A 17,546-nucleotide genomic window follows, 5' to 3' on the forward strand; every position below is an offset into this window, starting at 1 on the left:
GGTAGACTGACATCAAGCTGTAATGTTCCCCGCCCATAAGGCGCCAAGAGCTTGTGAGAGAGAATCGCCGCTGCGGCGGCCGTTCGGATGAGGGCGGACACGCCATGCCGAAACTGACCATCGTGACCGATGCCTGGCACCCGCAGGTGAACGGGGTCGTCCGCTCGATCGAGACCACCAACCGTGAACTGAAGGCGATGGGCGTCGAGGTCTCGATGATCACGCCCGAGCCCTTCCGCAGCATTCCGATGCCCACCTATCCGGAAATCCGGCTGTCGCTTGCCACGCCCGGCCGCATTGGCCGGATGATCGAGGCGCAAAGACCTGATTACGTGCACATCGCGACCGAGGGGCCACTCGGACTGATGGCGCGCCACTGGTGCATCCGCAACAAGCGCCCCTTCTCGACCACCTATCACACCCGTTTCCCGGAATATGTGGCAGCCCGGCTGCCGGTGCCGCTCGCCTGGCTTTATGCCTTCGTGCGCTGGTTTCACAATCGCGGCGGCGCCTGCATGGTGGCAACCGAGAGCCTGCGCCGGGAACTGGCCGCACGTGGCATCAACAATCTCTGCCTCTGGAGCCGCGGCATCGATACCGCTCATTTCCGGCCGCGCGAGAAATCGGAGAGACCCTTCGGCCTGCCGCGCCCGATCTTCATGACGGTCGGCCGTGTGGCGGTGGAAAAGAACCTTCCCGCCTTCCTCGATCTCGATCTGCCGGGCTCGAAAGTTGTGGTCGGGGATGGCCCGGCCCGCGAGGAACTGCAGGCGCGCCATCCGGACGTGCTCTTTACCGGCGTCAAGCATGGCGAGGACCTCGCGCGTGCCTATGCCGAAGCTGATGTCTTCGTCTTCCCGTCAAAGACCGACACCTTCGGCAATACCATCCTGGAAGCGCTGGCGTCTGGCGTGCCCGTCGCCGCCTACCCCGTGACCGGTCCGGTCGACATCATCCCGGCAGGCTCGAATGCCGGCGCGCTCGACCACGACCTGCAGATCGCCTGCATCGCAGCCCTTCAGGCCTCGCCGGCGTCAGCCCGCAGGCTGGCCGAGACCTATTCCTGGGAAGCCGCCACGCAGCAATTCTTCGACAATGTTGTGGAGGCCAAGGAGCAGCGCCGCAAGCGCGGTCTGCGCCAGCGCTTCGGCGCCCGCCCGGCCGAGATCGACGCCCACGGACGCCCTGCCACCGAATAGCCGGCGTCGATTACCGCCGCCGCTTGCGGCCCTCGAACGGGTTCTCGCCCGCCTTGAAGTGGATGCGGATCGGCACGCCCGGCATGTCGAAATCGGCGCGCAGACCATTGGTCAGGTAACGCACATAGCTTTCCGGCAGCGCGTCAGGCCGCGTACAGGAAATCATGAAGGCCGGCGGACGCGCCTTCACCTGGGTCATGTATTTGAGCTTCAGGCGACGGCCGGAGACGGCCGGTGGCGGATGCTGGGTCGTGACCGCATCGAGCCAGCGGTTGAGCTTGGCCGTCGAGATACGCTTGTTCCACACCTTGTCGGTGTCGACGATGTTCTGCATCAGCTTGTCGAGGCCGTAACCGGTCTGGCCGGAAATCGGCACCGCGCGAATGCCACGCGCCTGGGGCAGCAGACGCTCTGTCTTCTCGCGCAGGTCTGCAAGAACGGCCTGCGGGTCTTCGACCAAATCCCACTTGTTGAAGGCGAGAACGGCAGCGCGGCCTTCGCGGATGACGAAGTCGACGATCTGCAGATCCTGCTTTTCGAAGGGAATGGTCGCATCGAAGATGATGACCACGGTTTCGGCGAAACGCACGGCACGCAGCGTATCGGCAACCGACAGCTTTTCGAGCTTCTCCTGCACGCGCGCCTTGCGGCGCATGCCGGCCGTGTCGAACATCTTGATCGTGCGACCGCGCCAGTCCCATTCGACCGAGATGGAATCGCGGGTGATGCCGGCTTCCGGACCGGTCAGCAGGCGGTCTTCACCGAGGAACCGGTTGATCAGCGTCGACTTGCCGGCATTCGGACGACCGACGATCGCCACGCGCAGCGGCTTGCTGTCGTCGTATTCGGGCTCCGCCTCGTCATCCTCGTCGTCGAACTCGCCGTCCTGCGAGAGCACCACATCGGTCTCGGCTTCATCGTCCGGTTCCGGGAAGGCGCGGTCCTCGCCGATCGCCTCGACGATCGCGTCGCGCAGGTCGATCATGCCCTGGCCGTGTTCGGCCGAGATCGGCACCGGCTCGCCGAGGCCCAGCGTATACGCATCGTAGAAGCCGGCGTCGGATCCGCGCGCTTCCGATTTGTTGGCAACGAGCACGACCGGCTTGCCACGCCGGCGCAGCATTTCGGCCAGCGTTTTGTCGAGCGGGGTCAAGCCGAACTTGGCGTCGACGACGAAGAGCGACAGATCCGCCTCGTCGATCGCGGCTTCCGTCTGGGCGCGCATGCGGCCTTCGAGCGTATCGGCACCGGCCTCTTCGAGACCGGCGGTATCGATGATGGTGAAACGCAGGTCCACGAGTTTGGCCTCGCCCGGCCGGCGGTCGCGGGTAACCCCCGGCGTGTCATCGACAAGCGCCAGCTTCTTTCCGACCAGACGGTTGAAAAGCGTGGACTTGCCGACATTCGGACGCCCGACGATGGCGACTGTGAAACTCATGGGAACGCTAGCTTTCCGGCCGTTCAGGCCTTGTCGTTGTTACAGGGCCTTGCCGGAGGCCTTGATGTTGTCGAGCAGCATCTGGGCACGGTTGGCGACATTGCGCGGCGCTTCGGCATCTTCCACGATCTGCTCGAACCATTCGCGCGCACGGGTCATGTCACCGGCCTTGTAGGCGGCAAGACCCAGCGCTTCGCGGGCGGCGTGGCGCATGGCATTGGTGGGCGTCGCCATGGCTTCGACCATGGCCGAAACGTCTTCATAGCTTCCGGTGTCGACCAGCAGCCACGCCGCGCGCACCTTGGCCGTGTTGCGAACCGCTTCCGGGATCGAGGCATCATCGCCGATCGTCTTGAACGAGGCAACGGCACCCGAAGGGTCACCCTTTTCGGCGAGAACCGAGGCCGCACGGAAGCGGGCAAGAATGCCATAGGCACCGTAACCGTCCTGTTCCAGTGCCTGCAGCGCGGCTTCCGCCTCATCGCGCTTGCCCTGGTCGGCCAGCGTCAGCGCGGCAAGGAACTTGTCGCCGGCATCCGACGCCTGGGTCGAATCCCAATGGGTCCAGAGGCGATGGCCAGCCGTGCCGAGAACGATCACCACGGCAGCACCGATGATCAGGCGGCTGTAGCGCTTCCAGGCATTGCGCACCTGGTCGGAGCGGAGCTCCTCGTTCACTTCGCGGATAAAGCTGTCGTTCTGGTCAACCATTCATACCTCCGGGCAATGCCGGCCTTTCGATGCAGTCTCTCATGCGTGAGCGGCCTTCTAGCCGATTTTTGCCCGCTTGTAAGGGGAAAACCGCCAACAGGCTTAAGGCGTCACATGGCAAGCGGCGCAACCCCGATCAACAGTTCGTGCAGCCACATGAGGATGACAGCCCAGAGCACGATGCCGCCGACAACGGCGATCGCATCGTAGCGGGCGGAAACGAAGGGCTTGAGCACGAGCTCACCGGCCCGCACACGCCGCTTGTAGTTGATCCGCAAAATGACCCCCCAGGCGAGCAGCGAAGCAAAGAGAAGGACGGAAGCAAGATCGCCATTGGCAAGAAGGTGGGCGGCGGCCCAGATCTTGATCGACAGGACGATTGGATGCTTGGTCTTGGTCGCGATATGTCCTGCGGGAAGGAAGCCCGCCACCAGACAGATCATGGCAAACAGCATCAAGGTCGTCGTCAGATGGTTCATGCCCACGGGCGGGAACCAGAGATTGATGACCGGTGCCGACGCATAGCCCCAGATCAGCACGATCAGCGACACGAGGCTCATCACCGAATTGATCACCCGCCAGCCCTTATCCCCGAAGCGCTCGATCATCGACAGCCGGAAACCGGGGGCGACGACCCGGATCAGATGGGTGGCGACAAACAGGATGATGCCGAGGATGAGAAGCGTCATGAGTGAGAACCTTTCAGGTCGAGTTGCCCCAAGCCTTACTGGTCCGCAAAGCGAATTTCCAGTGCGTTCAAAGCTTCGCCGCATTTGGATGGGAGGCACACGGCGTGTTGATTGCCGGATATTTGCTGATGTTTCATCGCCTGATTGCCTTGTCCCTTGCCCTCACGGCCTCCACCGCACTGGCCACAGAGCCGCCCCCTGCGGCAAATGGCGCGGACGAGGCCCGCCCGAAACAGCTTCTGCTCATCTCCTTCGACGGTGCCCATGACAACAGGCTCTGGGCTCGCAGCCGGGCGCTTGCCGAACGGACCGGCGCCCATTTCACCTACTTCCTCTCCTGCACCACGTTGATCCCGCGCGCCCGCGCCGAAGACTACAAGGCACCGGGCATGAAATCCGGCCGCTCCAATATCGGCTTTGCACAGGATGCCGAGGAAGTCTCGGTCCGGCTGGATCATATCTGGAAGGCCCGGACCGAGGGCCACGAGATCGCCAGCCACACCTGCGGCCATTTCGACGGCAAGGATTGGTCGAAGGCGGAATGGTTGAAGGAGTTCAAGGCCTTCGATCGGGTTCTTCTCAATGCCTGGAAGGACAACGGGCTTGCCGATCGCGAGCCGGAGGGCTGGGCCGATTTCGTCGAGAACGACATCACCGGCTTTCGCGCCCCCTATCTCTCCGCCCCGGACAGCCTGTTTAAGGCCGAGCGCGAACACGGTTTCCGCTACGATGCGAGCATCGTGACCCATGACCCGGAATTGCCGGCAAACGACAAGGGCCTCGCCCGCTTCGGTCTGCCGCTGATCCCCGAGGGGCCGAAGGAGCGGCGGATCATCGCCATGGACTACAATCTCTTCATCCGCCATTCGGCCGGCATCGATCATCCCTCGAAGGGCGACGAGTTTGCCGAGCGCAGCTACCGAGCCTTCCGCAAGGCCTTCGACAGACAATATGAGGGCGACCGGATCCCGCTTCAGATCGGCCTGCACTTCGTCACCATGAATGGCAGCGCCTACTGGGCCGCCATGGAACGGCTGGTCGCGGAAGTCTGTCCTCGTCCCGACGTCGCCTGCGTGACCTATGCCGAGGCGCTCGACATGCTTGAGAACCGCAACGCTGGGAAGGCTGCACCCGGCGCCATGTGATCGGGCGCCATGTGATCGCATGACGCATTTACTTGAGCGGGCTCTGCCCCGATATGAGCGGTCAAAACCTCGGGGCTAATCATGAAGATCCTGTTTCTCATCGCCTGTGCCTGCGTCATCGCCGCCACCATCGGCGCCGTCGCTATCGGCCTCTCGCTCTTTACCCAGCCGGAGGCCTATGCCGTCTTGGAGGCTCCGGCCGCAGTTAAGACAAACATCACGGTTCCCCTCGCCTGACACTTCGATCCGCCCCAAGAGAAAAAGGCCGCGCTGGCTTCCCGGCGCGGCCTTCTCGGTTTCGTGCAGTCGCCGACCCTTAGTAGGGACGGTCCGCCGCGATTTCACCTTCGGCTGCCTCGCGCAACAGATAGCGCTGATCGATCTCCGGCAGCGGCTCGCCATCAATGGCTGCCTCGAAGGCCGCAAGACGCTTGTGGATCGACAGGAGCTCGATGATCGTCGACCAGTAGCTGACGAGATACTGGAAGCTGTCCGTCACCTGACCGAAGGCGGTCGCGATCTGCTGCCACACGCCCATGGTGATGCGTCCGGCCACGACCGTCGGGATCAGGATGAAGGTGAGGAACAGGGCGTCGAGCTGGCCGTAGGTGTAACGGGCAACGTTGAAGTAGGTGTAGTGCCAGTACATGCGGAAGTAGTTGCGGCGGACGTTGGAGAAGAGCTCCCGGACCGTCACCGGCTGGGCACGTTCGGCATTGTCTTCGCCATAGACCAGTTCCTTTCGGAACGCAGCCTCGACGCGCTGGTTGCGGAACTGCAGACCCGGCAGCTTGATGCCGGCGACCATGAGAAGGATGGTGCCGAAGGCCGACCAGGCGATCGCCAGCCAGAACAGCGAATGCGGAATGGCGCCGAGGATTGGCAACTCGCTGACATTCTCCGACATCCGGAAGAGGATCGGCAGGAAGACCACGAGCGTCATCACCGAGTTGATCAGGGCAACGCCGAGACCTTCGAGAATGTTAGCAAAGCGCATCGTGTCTTCCTGAACACGCTGCGAGGCACCTTCGATGTGACGCAGCTTGTCCCACTTCGACATGTAGAAGTCGTTCATCGCGTTGCGCCAGCGGAAGACATAGTGGTTGGTGAAGAAGGCGGTGACGACCGAGAGCGTCACGCCGACCATGCCGATCTCGAGGAAGCGAAGCTGCAGCTCGTAAAGCTGGCCGGCGGTCACCGTGCCGTCACCGTTCAGCGCCTTCTGGAAGAGGTCGAAGAACGGGCCGCGCCAGTTGTTGACGGCGACCGAGATCTGCACGCTGAAATAGGCGATGAAGATGATGAAGGCCGAGCCCCAGATCGACCAGTTGGTCCAGGGATGGTCGCGCGCGACCAACTGCCAGGCGACACCGAAGATCACCACGAAGATGGTGAAGTAGAGGTAGAACCAGAGATTATCCGGCGTGAAGAAGAAGGCGAGCCCGACGGGCGGCTGCTGTCCCTCTGCCAGTGGCGGCATTCCCAGAGCGGAACCGATCTCGGGTCCGACCGTGTACCAGACGATGATGCAGACGAGCGTCCAGAGGGCCGCCGAAGTGAAGAACAGCTTGGGCTGCGGAAAGAAGGAGTGAAACACGCGGAAAACCTTCGTGTAGGAGAAGTCCTGTAGAACCTGGCGGGAACCTAGGGCAGAAGGTTCCGCCCAGCAATGGCATCGCCAAATTGTGGCAGAATTACCCCCGCCAAAATTAAGGGTCGGTAAGGTTAGGTCGCGGCTGTTGATTTACGCCGTCCTTGCCTCCTCTTCAAAAATCGCTAGGGAAGGGCCAAAGCTTTTTCAGGAGTGCCCCATGAGCGACCTCAGCCTGCAGCAGGCCATCGACAACATCTACACCTCGATCAACAACGACAATGAAGAGATCGACGCACACATCGCGGCGCTGAAGGCGGCGATGGCGCGTGAGGGTGTGAAGGAAGCCGTGTTCGAGCCGTCCAAGCTCGCCCAGTCGAACCGCCAGGGCCGCAAGATCATGCAGTCCTATTTCAAGAAGAAGGGCGTTGCCGTCGCTTTCTCGAAGTCGGAGTAAGATAGCAGTGATGTCAGAGCGCTCGCCTAGTCGGCGAGCGTCAGCACCAGCGGCCCGTTCCGGGTCACCACGATCGTGTGTTCGAACTGCACCGTCGGTGCCCGCGGCTCGCTGTAAAGCGTCCAGTCGTCATTTTCGCCGTCTTCGGCCCATTGGCCGCCCAGCGACAGGAAGGGTTCGATGGTGAACACCAACCCCTCCTCCATGACCCGGGTCTCGTCCGGATCGGGCCAAGTGGAAAGCTCGGTCGGCTCTTCGTGCAGCGAGCGGCCGACGCCGTGGCTCGCGAGATTGGTGATCAGCGTATAGCGGTTCTTCTTCGCAAACGCCCCGATCGAATTGCCGATATCGGCGAGCGGCCGGCCGGTCTTCACCTGGTTGAGGCCCACCCAAAGCGCCCGCTTGCCATCCCGCAGAAGCCGTTCGAGCTTGGTCGTGCCCGGCGGCACGATGAAGGATTGCCCGGTGTCGCCGAAATAGCCGAGCTTCTCCGCTGACACATCGATATTGACGAGATCGCTCGCCTTGATCACCCGGTCACCGGGAATGCCATGGGCGATCTCTTCATTGACCGAGATGCAGGTGGCGCCCGGAAACTTGTAACAGAGTTCCGGCGCCGACTGTGCGCCGTTCTCCTCAAGCACCTTGCGCCCGATCTGGTCGAGTTCGCGCGTGGTGATCCCCGGCTCGAGTGCTGCCGCCATGGTCTTGACCGCCGTCGCGCAGATCCGCCCGATGTCTTTAAGACGCGTGAGGTCCTCTTCGGTTTCGACGATCATGTGGGTCCTTCACTGCTCTTCGGTGGGGGTGACCGCTGCCTTAGGCGGCGGATGCCTTCTCCGTCAACGCCTTCCGAACCAGCGGCGCGACTTTTGTTCCGAAGAGTTCGATCCCGCGCATCAGTTCCTTGTGCGGCATCGGGCCGATCGCCATCTGCATCAGGAAGCGGTCATTCTTGAAGATGCCGTGCATGGCGACGATCTTCTCGGCCACGGCTTCCGGATCGCCGACGAACAGCGCGCCGCGAGGACCGCGCGAGGCATCGAACTGGGCGCGGTTGGCCGGACCCCAGCCACGCTCACGACCGATGCGGTTCATCACCTGCGCCTGCGGCTCGTAGAAGATATCGGCCGCTGATGCCGTCGTGTCGTGGATAAAGCCGTGGACGTTGATAGAGGTCTTCAGCGTCTTCGGATCGACGCCAGCCTTCGCCGCGCTCTGGCGATAGAGATCGAAGAAGGGCGCAAACCGATGCGGCTCGCCGCCGATGATGGCGAGCGCCAGCGGCAGGCCGAGATAACCGGCACGCGCCGCCGACTGCGGGGTACCGCCGATCGCGATCCAGAGCGGCAGAAGATCCTGCAGCGGACGGGGATAGACGCCCCTGCCCTGGATCGGCTTGCGGGTCTGCCCTTCCCAGGTGATCACTTCGTTTTCGCGGATCTCCATGAGCAACTGCAGCTTCTCGGCAAACAGCAGGTCATAGTCTTCGAGGTCATAGCCGAAGAGCGGAAAACTCTCGATGAAGGAGCCGCGACCGACCATCATCTCGGTGCGGCCGTTGGAGAGCAGATCGACGGTGGCATATTGCTGGAAAACGCGCACCGGATCATCCGAGGAGAGGACCGACACAGCACTCGTCAGCCGGATGTTCTTGGTCTGCACGGCAGCGGCCGCCAGGATCGTCGCGGGCGAGGACGCCATGTAGTCAGGGCGGTGATGTTCGCCGAGGCCGAAGACATCGAGCCCCACCTCGTCGGCGAGCTTGATCTCGGCCAGCAACTCGTCGACCCGCCGCTTCGCATCGGCCCCCTTGTTGGCGGCATTGGGATCGACATCGGCAAAGGTATAAAGCCCGAGTTCCATGACATGACTCCTGATCGCGTGTATTGGCTCAAGACATAGAGATTTGTGGCTGCAGACAAAAGGCCCGGAGAGCGAACACTGTGTCTCGTTGAAACCGGGGCGAGAGCGGAGCACGGGTGCTGCGGCAAAACGCCGTTGCACGCGAACTTCCTTTAGGACTAACCTTTGCCTTCGCGGGTGCAACAAGACACCCGTCATCCATCGGCATCCGTCGAGAAGGAACAATCAGATGAAGAAAACAGTCGTCGTCACCGGTTCTACCAGCGGCATCGGTCTGGGTATCGCCCGCGCCTTTGCGGCCGAAGGCGCCAATGTCGTGATCAATGGCTTTGGCGACAAAGCCGAGATCGAAGCCATCCGCAAGTCGCTCGAGGACAAGGGCGGCAAGGCGCTCTACCACGCCGCCGACATGACGAAGCCGGCGGAGATCGCCGACTTGATCGCCAAGGCCGAGCGTGAATTCGGCGGCGTCGACGTGCTCGTCAACAATGCCGGCATCCAGCATGTTTCACCCGTCGAGGATTTCCCGATCGACAAATGGGACATGATCATCGCGATCAACATGTCGAGCGCCTTTCACACGATTCGCGCCGTTGTGCCCGGCATGAAGGCGAAGAAGATGGGCCGCATCATCAACATCGCCTCGGCCCATGGCCTCGTCGCCTCGCCCTTCAAGTCGGCCTATGTGACGGCCAAGCACGGCATCCTCGGCCTTACGAAGTCTGTCGCCCTCGAAGTTGCCGAATTCGGCATCACGATCAATGCGATCTGCCCGGGTTATGTGCTGACACCGCTGGTCGAGAAGCAGATCCCGGACACGGCCAAGGCCCGGGGCATTTCGGAAGAACAGGTGAAGACCGAGGTCATGCTGCGCCTGCAGGCGACCAAGGAATTCGTCTCGATCGACGAAGTCGCCCAGACCGCGATCTTCCTCGCGAGCGACGCAGCCCGCCAGATCACCGGCACGTCGATCTCCATTGATGGCGGCTGGACAGCACAATAAACTTGAAAGATGACGCTGCGCCGCCCACCATCGACAAATCGGGCGACGCAGCCGCGTCCGGCAGCCGGACATCGAGGGGACAAGACCAGTTCATGGCAGACAGCATTCGTTTCATTCTGAACGGCGAGGATATCGCCCTTGCAAGCCTCGACCCGACCGAGACGCTGCTCGACTTCCTGCGCCTGAAGCGCCGGCTGACGGGCTCCAAGGAGGGCTGCGCGGAAGGCGACTGCGGCGCCTGCACGGTGCTGGTCGGGCGCCTCGTCTCGGGACGTCTGGTCTATGAAACGGTCAATGCCTGCATCCGCTTCGTCGGCTCGTTGCATGCCACCCATGTCGTGACCGTCGAGCATCTAGCCGCAAAAGACGGCACGCTGCATCCGGTCCAGCAGGCCATGGTCGACTGTCACGGCTCGCAATGCGGCTTCTGTACCCCGGGCTTCGTCATGTCACTTTACGGTCTGTGGCTGACCTCGGAAAACCCTGGCCGTGCCGAGATCGAACGGGCGCTGCAGGGCAATCTCTGTCGCTGCACGGGATACGAGCCGATCGTTAAGGCGGCCGAACAGGTGGCCCGCATCCGCCCCTCTGCCCTTTTCGACCCGCTGGAGCGCGAGCGTGCTGAAATCGTCGCGCGGCTGGAGGACCTCTCCACCCGCGACACGATCCTGCTGAAGGGCGCCGATGGCCGCAGCCTCGTGGTGCCCGGCAGTGTCGAAGCCCTTGCGAACACGCTCGCGGCCCACCCCAAGGCAACCGTAGTTGCCGGTGCGACCGATGTCGGCCTCTGGGTGACCAAGCAGATGCGCGTGCTGGATCCGGTGGTCTTCATCAACCACCTTGAAGACCTGCAGAAGATCACCGTTATGCCTGACGGCATCACGCTCGGCGCCGGCGTCAGCTACAGCAGCGCCTTCGCCGCACTCCGCCGCGAAATCCCCGCCTTCGGCCGCCTGATCGAGCGCATCGGCGGCCAGCAGGTGCGCAACATGGGCACGATCGGCGGCAATGTCGCCAACGGCTCGCCGATCGGCGACAGCCCGCCGGCCCTCATCGCCCTGGGTGCGACCGTCACCCTGCGCTCGGCTTCCGGCACCCGCACCCTGCCGCTCGAGGACTTCTTCATCGATTACGGCAAGCAGGACCGCCAGCCGGGCGAATTCGTCGAAAGCCTTTTCGTCCCCCGCCCGAAGGCGGAGAGCCACCTGGCGATCTACAAGATCTCCAAGCGCCGCGACGAGGACATCTCCGCGCTCTGCGGCGCCTTCCATCTGGAGAAGGATGCGGCTGGCATCGTCACCCATATCCGCATCGCCTTCGGTGGCATGGCGGCCACGCCCAAACGCGCCCGATCCGTGGAGGCAGCGCTCTACGGCAAGCCCTTGACGCAAGCCACGGTGGAAGCGGCCCGCGACGCCTTCGATCTCGATTACAAGCCGCTCACCGACTGGCGCGCCACGGCGGAATACCGCCAGCTGACAGCAAAGAACCTGCTGACACGGTTCTTCCTGGAGGTGTCGGGCACGCCGCAAGAACTGCAGCGGTTTGCGGTAGAGGAGGCGTGATGGGGAGCGTTTTGCATTGGGGTTGCCCCCCTCTGTCGACTGCGCCGACATCTCCCCCACAAGGGGGGAGAGTGGCCGCTGGCCGACTGCCCACCTACCCCTTGAGGGGGGAGGTCGCCGCGAAGCGGCGGGTGGGGGTGATCCGGGCCGCGAGTTCAATGCAACGGACCGGGGCAGATGTATCGTCTATCACCCCACCCCGGAGCTACGCTCCGACCCTCCCCCTCAAGGGGAGGGTGAGGCCGCGCCGCTTCCCCACACCGCTCTCCCTCCGTGTGGGGGAGATGTCCGGCAGGACAGAGGGGGGTACCTCGCGCGCTACATTTAGAGACGGAGGCCTTGATGGATAAGGCGACCTACGAGACGACGAAATACATCAAGGGGCCGATGCACCAGTCGCTGCGGCATGATTCAGCGCACAAGCATGTCGCCGGAAGTGCCGAATATATCGACGATATTCCCGAACCCGCCGGCCTGTTGCACGGCGCGCTCGGCATGGCGGATCGCGCCCATGCGGAGATCCTGTCGATCGATCTTTCGGCGGTGAAGGCCTATCCCGGCGTGATCGACGTCCTGAAGGCCGACGACATCACCGGCGTCAACGATGTCTCCTCCGGCGGCCGCCACGACGAGCCGCTGATTGCGACCGACAAGGTCGAGTTTCACGGCCAGACCATCTTCGCCGTCATCGCCGAGACCCGCGACGCGGCCCGCAAGGCGGCGCGGCTTGCCAAGGTCGAATACCGCGACCTGCCCTTCTGGACCGATATCGACGGCGCGCTGGAGAATGGCAGCCCGCTCGTCACGCCCGGCATGACACTGAAGCGCGGCACGCCGGAAACCGAGCTCGACAAGGCACAGCATCGCATCAAAAGCTCGATGCGCATCGGCGGCCAGGAGCATTTCTATCTCGAAAGCCATATCGCGCTCGCCATTCCCGGCGAGGACGACGATGTCACGGTTTGGTCCTCGACCCAGCACCCTTCCGAGATCCAGCACATCGTCGGCCATGTGCTCGACATCCCCTCCAATGCCGTGACCGTGAACACGCGCCGCATGGGTGGCGGCTTCGGCGGCAAGGAAACCCAGGGCAACCAGTTCGCAGCCCTTGCGGCGCTGGCCGCCAAGAAGCTGAAGCGCGCCGTCAAATTCCGCCCCGACCGCGACGAGGACATGGGCGTCACCGGCAAGCGCCACGACTTCAAGATGGATTTCGATGTCGCCTTTGATGACGACGGAAAGATCCACGCCATCGAGGCCAACTTCGCCGCCCGCTGCGGTTATTCCTCGGATCTTTCCGGCCCGGTTACCGACCGCGCCCTCTTCCATGCCGATTCGAGCTATTTCTATCCGCATGTGAAGCTTACCTCGCAGCCTTTGAAGACCCACACCGTCTCCAACACCGCCTATCGCGGCTTTGGCGGACCGCAGGGCATGCTGGGCGGCGAGCGAGTGATCGAGGAGATCGCCTATGCGCTGGGCAAGGATCCGCTGGAGATCCGGAAAGCCAACTTCTATGGCCAGAAAGGCTCCGGTCGCGACGTGACCCCCTACCACCAGCAGGTGGAAGACAACATCATCCTGAAGGTCGTCGAGGAGCTCGAAACCTCCTGCGACTATCAGGCGCGCCGTCAGGCGATCATCGACTTCAACAAGACGAGCCCCGTGATCAAGAGGGGTATCGCCCTCACCCCGGTGAAATTCGGCATCTCCTTCACCATGACCGCCTTCAACCAGGCGGGCGCGCTCGTCCATATCTATCAGGACGGCTCGATCCATTTGAACCATGGCGGCACGGAGATGGGCCAGGGCCTTTACACCAAGGTTGCCCAGGTCGTTGCCGACTGTTTCCAGGTCGATGTCGACACGGTGAAGATCACCGCGACGACCACGGCCAAAGTACCCAACACCTCGGCCACCGCCGCCTCCTCCGGCTCGGATCTGAATGGCATGGCGGCATGGGATGCCGCACGACAGATCAAGGAGCGGCTGATCGCTTTTGCCTGTGAAAAATACGCTGTCCCGGCCTCCGAGGTCGAATTCCTGCCGAACCGGGTGCGCGTCGGGGAGCAGATCTTCTCCTTCGGCGACTTCGTCAAACAGGCCTATTTCGGCCGCGTCCAGCTCTCGGCTGCCGGCTTCTACAAGACGCCGAAGATCCACTGGGATCGCGCTGCGGGCCGGGGCACGCCCTTCTACTACTACGCCTATGGTGCGGCCTGCTCGGAAGTCTCGATCGACACGCTGACGGGCGAATATCTGATGGAGCGCACCGATATACTGCACGATGTCGGCAAGTCTCTGAACCCGATCATCGACATCGGCCAGATCGAGGGCGGCTTCGTCCAGGGCATGGGCTGGCTGACGACGGAAGAACTCTGGTGGGACGGCAAGGGCAGGCTTCGCACCCACGCGCCTTCCACCTACAAGATCCCGCTCGCTTCCGACCGCCCGAAGATCTTCAACACGAAGCTCGTGCCTTGGTCTGAAAACACCGAGCCCACCATCGGCCGCTCCAAGGCCGTCGGCGAGCCGCCCTTCATGCTGGCGATCTCGGTTCTGGAGGCGCTGTCCATGGCGGTGGCATCGGTGGCGGGTTACCGGATCTGCCCGCGGCTCGATGCACCGGCAACGCCGGAGCGGGTGCTGATGGCGGTGGAGCGGCTGAAGCGGTCGTGATGGATCAGCGCGTCGCGGCCCGCAGCAGATAGAGGAAGGCTGCGAGGATCAGCACCGGCAGGACCAGCAGCTTGACGAGATAGGCCGCCGCGATCCCGATCGAGGCGGTGAAGAGATCGGTCGAGATTGCCACGCCATCCTGGATCACCTGCGCATTCGCGGCTGCGGTTTCCGCCATGTCAGAGGCTGCTTGTAGGGTGCCGGTAAATGCGGAGCCGAGGCGATCGAACATGCCATCGTCCGCCGGCGGGATCCGATCAGTGGGAGACAGGGTTTCCGCATGTGGCACCACGTCCACGTCGGCACCGGCCAGATCCTGCTGCCCGCGCATGCGGTCGAACACTTCCGTTGCATTGGTCCAGGCGCGGTCGGTGATCGCGTCACCGGCATAAAAGGCAATCGTGTACGAGGCGGGCAGCAGAACGGCACCGAGCAGACCAAGAACGAAGACCGCCTTCGTCAGGCGAGACAGCAAGGGCGGCACCTGACGTGCGGTCAGGATCAGTCCGGCTGAGAACAGCGCGCAGGCGCCGAGTGCGACCGAAGCGACCTTGGCAACGGGCACCAGCACGAGCGACAGAATGCCGGAGACGATGGCGAGGCCGAAGAGGAGATCGACGAGCCGCTCGATGGTATTGATAACCGGCTGCAGCAATTGTCCGGGGCTTGCGGTCACCGAGGCAACACCGACGCCGCCGGAGATATCGGCGTCGCGGGCGACACTCATCACCGAATTGGCCACCCGCAGCGTTCCATAGAGCGCGCCGCTGCCGACCATCACGTCACGGCTGAAGCGGGCGGCAATATCGGCGAGCGGATTGACGAGGAACAGCGCCACGGCAAAGCAGGCGACGAGCAACCAGATGATCAGGCCCTGCGTTCTGTTCATGTGACCCCCTGTGTCTTCAAGGCGAAACCATAACACCCCCCTGTGTCTTCAAGGCGAAACCATAACACGTCGGGCATGTTACAGGCGCTGTGAAACCTTTGTCGGATAAACTGAAAGCCGCGCTGTCCAGTTCCCCCTTGAGAATGCTAGGATTGCCGCATCATGAGCCTGACCACCCTCCCCGCCTTCCTCAAAACCCACCCCAACGCCGTTCTCGTCGAAGTCACCGAGACCAGGGGATCGACCCCGCGCGAGGCCGGCACATTGATGCTGGTGGCGGCTGAAGCGATCTGGGGCACGGTCGGTGGCGGCCATCTGGAATTCATGGCGATCGAACACGCCCGCAAGCAGCTGGCCGGCGAAACGGTGCCGGAGACGCTCGACGTGCCGCTCGGCCCCGAGATCGGCCAGTGCTGCGGTGGTCGCACGATCCTGTCGTTCCGCGTCGTCGATCAGACCCTTCTTGCCGAGCTCACGCAACGCCTGGCAAGCGAACGCGCGGCATTCCCCGACGTCACGGTCTTCGGCGCCGGCCATGTCGGCCTGGCGCTCGCCCAGGCGTTGGCACCCCTTCCCTTGAAGGTCAGCCTGATCGACACGCGCACGGAGATCGACGGCGACGTGCCCGCCGGCATCACCTTCCGCCGCGTCGCGATGCCGGAGGCCGAGGTGGCGAAGGTCAGGCCCGGCGGCGCCGTCGTCATCCTGACCCACGACCATGCATTGGATTTCCTGATCGGGAAGGAGGCGCTTCACCGAACTGACCTCGCCTATGTCGGCATGATCGGCTCGAAGACGAAGCGTGCCACCTTCGCCTCCTTCCTCGATCGCGAGGGCGCCCAGCGCTCGGCGGTGGAACGTCTCACGCTGCCGATCGGCGGCAATGCGGTGAAGGACAAGCGCCCGGCGGTGATCGCGGCCATGGTCGCGGCGGAATTGCTCGGCGTGCTGCTCGGCTCCCGGAGCTGAATCAGTCTCTCAAGCGCCGGAATCACATTGCCAGAACATGTCGACAAACGACTGATCCCAAACTCTTTTTTTTCAAAAGGGACCGGGACGGAGATAGTCCGTCACACCACGGCGATACCGCCAGAGATCGCTGCGCGGATCGGATGATGACGTCCGTTTCTCGATGCCGATATCCTTCAGGAGATCCTCGGGAATGTCATCGATATGGGGCAGCTGCTGGCGACGAGGCGACCGGGTCACTCCGGACCACAGGATCGACACCAGCCTGTCGAATGGCAAAATTCTACGGATCGCGGACACCATGTCTGCCTCCACGCGGGTTCAATCTTTGGGTTTCTGATGCTCCTTTTGTGCCTGCAGTTGCGGCGGCAATCCAATTCAATTACGCTGCCCGTGCATAAAGAGGCCTTATCCATGAAACTGTCGAAACAGCTTCCCCTCAACGCCTTGCGCGTCTTCGAAGCCGTTGCGCGACTTGAGAGTTTCACCCGCGCCGGCGAAGAACTGGGCATGAGCCAGACGGCGGTGAGCTATCAGATCAAGCTTTTGGAAGCGCATGTCGGTGAGGCGCTTTTCCTGCGCAGGCTGCGACGCATTTCGCTCACCGAAGCCGGAGAGCGCCTTTTGCCGAAGGTCACCGAAGGTTTCGAACTGCTGCGCGAGGCGCTGGCCGATCTGCGCAACACGGCTGACGGCACGCTGATCATCCACGCCACCGCCACCTTCGCCTCGCAATGGCTGGCCCGCCACCTCGGCCTTTTCCAGCTGAATAACCCGGGCATCGCCGTGCGGCTCGAGACCTCGCAGGAGGTGATCGATTTCAGCCGGACGGAGGCCGATCTCGCCATCCGCAGCGGCAAGGGCTTGTGGCCGGGGCTGCGCGCGCACTTCGTCATGCACAACCATTTCACGCCGATGCTGAGCCCGAAGCTCGCCGACAGCATCGGCGGCGTTCGCGAACCGCTCGACCTTTTGAAGCTGCGCATCATCGACCCGTCCGATCCCTGGTGGCGCATCTGGTTCACGGCGGCCGGCTATCCGGATGTCGAACTCGACACCCACCAGCGCACCCGGCTCGGCGCTCAGTCCTTTGAAGCGGCCGCCGCTGTTGCAGGCCATGGCATCGCCATCCTGCGGCCCGAATTCTATCCGGAGGAGATCGCCTCGGGCGCCCTGATCCAGCCGTTCGACCTCACCTGCGAGGACGGATCGCATTATTGGCTGGTGTATCCCGAAGCTCGCCGCAATGCCGGCAAGATCCGGGCTTTCCGCGAATTCCTGCGCAGCACCCTTCCGAGCTTCGAGGCGATGCCGGCAGGCGCAAAGAGCTGAGGCGCGTCGGCCG

At 63.0% G+C, this 17,546-nt stretch carries 17 protein-coding genes; 9 read left to right on the top strand and 8 right to left on the bottom strand.

The window, feature by feature from the left end; genetic code table 11:
- Window positions 1–104 precede the first annotated feature (104 nt).
- Window positions 105–1,199: a glycosyltransferase family 4 protein gene (locus M1E12_RS11820; protein ID WP_479561919.1), complete on the top strand. Its 1,095-nt coding sequence runs from the start codon at window positions 105–107 to the stop codon at window positions 1,197–1,199.
- 10 nt (window positions 1,200–1,209) lie between these two features.
- Here M1E12_RS11820 and der read toward each other — a convergent pair whose 3' ends face one another.
- The 3 genes from der to M1E12_RS11835 all read right to left on the bottom strand — a co-directional run bounded on the left by der (window position 1,210) and on the right by M1E12_RS11835 (window position 4,037).
- Window positions 1,210–2,637, bottom strand: a complete 1,428-nt coding sequence (der, locus tag M1E12_RS11825) for a ribosome biogenesis GTPase Der (protein ID WP_113458669.1) — start codon at window positions 2,635–2,637, stop codon at window positions 1,210–1,212.
- 39 nt (window positions 2,638–2,676) lie between these two features.
- The gene (locus tag M1E12_RS11830) at window positions 2,677–3,348 is read right to left on the bottom strand and encodes a tetratricopeptide repeat protein (protein ID WP_479561920.1); all 672 of its coding nucleotides are present in this window, start codon (window positions 3,346–3,348) and stop codon (window positions 2,677–2,679) included.
- A gap of 110 nt (window positions 3,349–3,458) precedes the next feature.
- On the bottom strand, window positions 3,459–4,037 hold the full coding sequence (locus M1E12_RS11835) for an NnrU family protein (RefSeq protein WP_479561921.1): 579 nt from the start codon (window positions 4,035–4,037) through the stop codon (window positions 3,459–3,461).
- 128 nt (window positions 4,038–4,165) lie between these two features.
- On the opposite strand from M1E12_RS11835, the gene M1E12_RS11840 reads away from it, so the two are divergent.
- Both M1E12_RS11840 and M1E12_RS11845 read left to right on the top strand, forming a co-directional pair.
- Window positions 4,166–5,182, top strand: a complete 1,017-nt coding sequence (locus M1E12_RS11840; RefSeq protein ID WP_479561922.1) for a polysaccharide deacetylase family protein — start codon at window positions 4,166–4,168, stop codon at window positions 5,180–5,182.
- Between the two features lie 81 nt (window positions 5,183–5,263).
- Window positions 5,264–5,419, top strand: coding sequence for a hypothetical protein (locus tag M1E12_RS11845; RefSeq protein ID WP_479561923.1), 156 nt, complete (start codon window positions 5,264–5,266; stop codon window positions 5,417–5,419).
- 79 nt (window positions 5,420–5,498) lie between these two features.
- Here the strand turns inward: M1E12_RS11845 and sbmA are convergent, their stop codons facing one another.
- Window positions 5,499–6,779 carry a peptide antibiotic transporter SbmA gene (sbmA, locus tag M1E12_RS11850; RefSeq protein WP_113458672.1) on the bottom strand — a complete coding sequence of 427 codons (1,281 nt, stop codon included), beginning with the start codon at window positions 6,777–6,779 and terminating at the stop codon, window positions 5,499–5,501.
- 214 nt (window positions 6,780–6,993) lie between these two features.
- On the opposite strand from sbmA, the gene M1E12_RS11855 reads away from it, so the two are divergent.
- Entirely contained in the window at window positions 6,994–7,230 is a 237-nt protein-coding gene (locus M1E12_RS11855; RefSeq protein ID WP_113458673.1) for a hypothetical protein, read from the top strand.
- Between the two features lie 26 nt (window positions 7,231–7,256).
- Here M1E12_RS11855 and map read toward each other — a convergent pair whose 3' ends face one another.
- Window positions 7,257–8,009 carry a type I methionyl aminopeptidase gene (gene map, locus M1E12_RS11860; protein ID WP_479561924.1) on the bottom strand — a complete coding sequence of 251 codons (753 nt, stop codon included), beginning with the start codon at window positions 8,007–8,009 and terminating at the stop codon, window positions 7,257–7,259.
- Window positions 8,010–8,049: 40 nt separating this feature from the next.
- Window positions 8,050–9,096 carry an LLM class flavin-dependent oxidoreductase gene (locus M1E12_RS11865; protein ID WP_479561925.1) on the bottom strand — a complete coding sequence of 349 codons (1,047 nt, stop codon included), beginning with the start codon at window positions 9,094–9,096 and terminating at the stop codon, window positions 8,050–8,052.
- Window positions 9,097–9,325: 229 nt separating this feature from the next.
- On the opposite strand from M1E12_RS11865, the gene M1E12_RS11870 reads away from it, so the two are divergent.
- The 3 genes from M1E12_RS11870 (at window position 9,326) to xdhB (ending at window position 14,343) form a co-directional block, all read left to right on the top strand.
- Window positions 9,326–10,099 (top strand): 3-hydroxybutyrate dehydrogenase, encoded by a 774-nt coding sequence (locus M1E12_RS11870; protein ID WP_479561926.1) that lies wholly within the window; start codon window positions 9,326–9,328, stop codon window positions 10,097–10,099.
- Window positions 10,100–10,191: 92 nt separating this feature from the next.
- On the top strand, window positions 10,192–11,664 hold the full coding sequence (gene xdhA, locus M1E12_RS11875; RefSeq protein WP_479561927.1) for a xanthine dehydrogenase small subunit: 1,473 nt from the start codon (window positions 10,192–10,194) through the stop codon (window positions 11,662–11,664).
- Window positions 11,665–12,006: 342 nt separating this feature from the next.
- The gene (gene xdhB / locus M1E12_RS11880; RefSeq protein WP_479561928.1) at window positions 12,007–14,343 is read left to right on the top strand and encodes a xanthine dehydrogenase molybdopterin binding subunit; all 2,337 of its coding nucleotides are present in this window, start codon (window positions 12,007–12,009) and stop codon (window positions 14,341–14,343) included.
- Window positions 14,344–14,347: 4 nt separating this feature from the next.
- On the opposite strand, the gene M1E12_RS11885 is transcribed toward xdhB, so the two are convergent.
- Window positions 14,348–15,232: a hypothetical protein gene (locus M1E12_RS11885; protein WP_479561929.1), complete on the bottom strand. Its 885-nt coding sequence runs from the start codon at window positions 15,230–15,232 to the stop codon at window positions 14,348–14,350.
- 168 nt (window positions 15,233–15,400) lie between these two features.
- On the opposite strand from M1E12_RS11885, the gene xdhC reads away from it, so the two are divergent.
- Window positions 15,401–16,201 (top strand): xanthine dehydrogenase accessory protein XdhC, encoded by an 801-nt coding sequence (xdhC, locus tag M1E12_RS11890; RefSeq protein ID WP_479564874.1) that lies wholly within the window; start codon window positions 15,401–15,403, stop codon window positions 16,199–16,201.
- A gap of 72 nt (window positions 16,202–16,273) precedes the next feature.
- Here xdhC and M1E12_RS11895 read toward each other — a convergent pair whose 3' ends face one another.
- Window positions 16,274–16,504, bottom strand: coding sequence for a hypothetical protein (locus tag M1E12_RS11895; RefSeq protein ID WP_479561930.1), 231 nt, complete (start codon window positions 16,502–16,504; stop codon window positions 16,274–16,276).
- Between the two features lie 111 nt (window positions 16,505–16,615).
- On the opposite strand from M1E12_RS11895, the gene M1E12_RS11900 reads away from it, so the two are divergent.
- A complete protein-coding gene (locus M1E12_RS11900; RefSeq protein WP_479561931.1) occupies window positions 16,616–17,533 on the top strand; it encodes a LysR substrate-binding domain-containing protein in 918 nt (305 codons plus the stop codon).
- The last annotated feature ends 13 nt before the right edge of the window (window positions 17,534–17,546 follow it).

Source organism: Rhizobium sp. K33 (assembly GCF_056501445.1).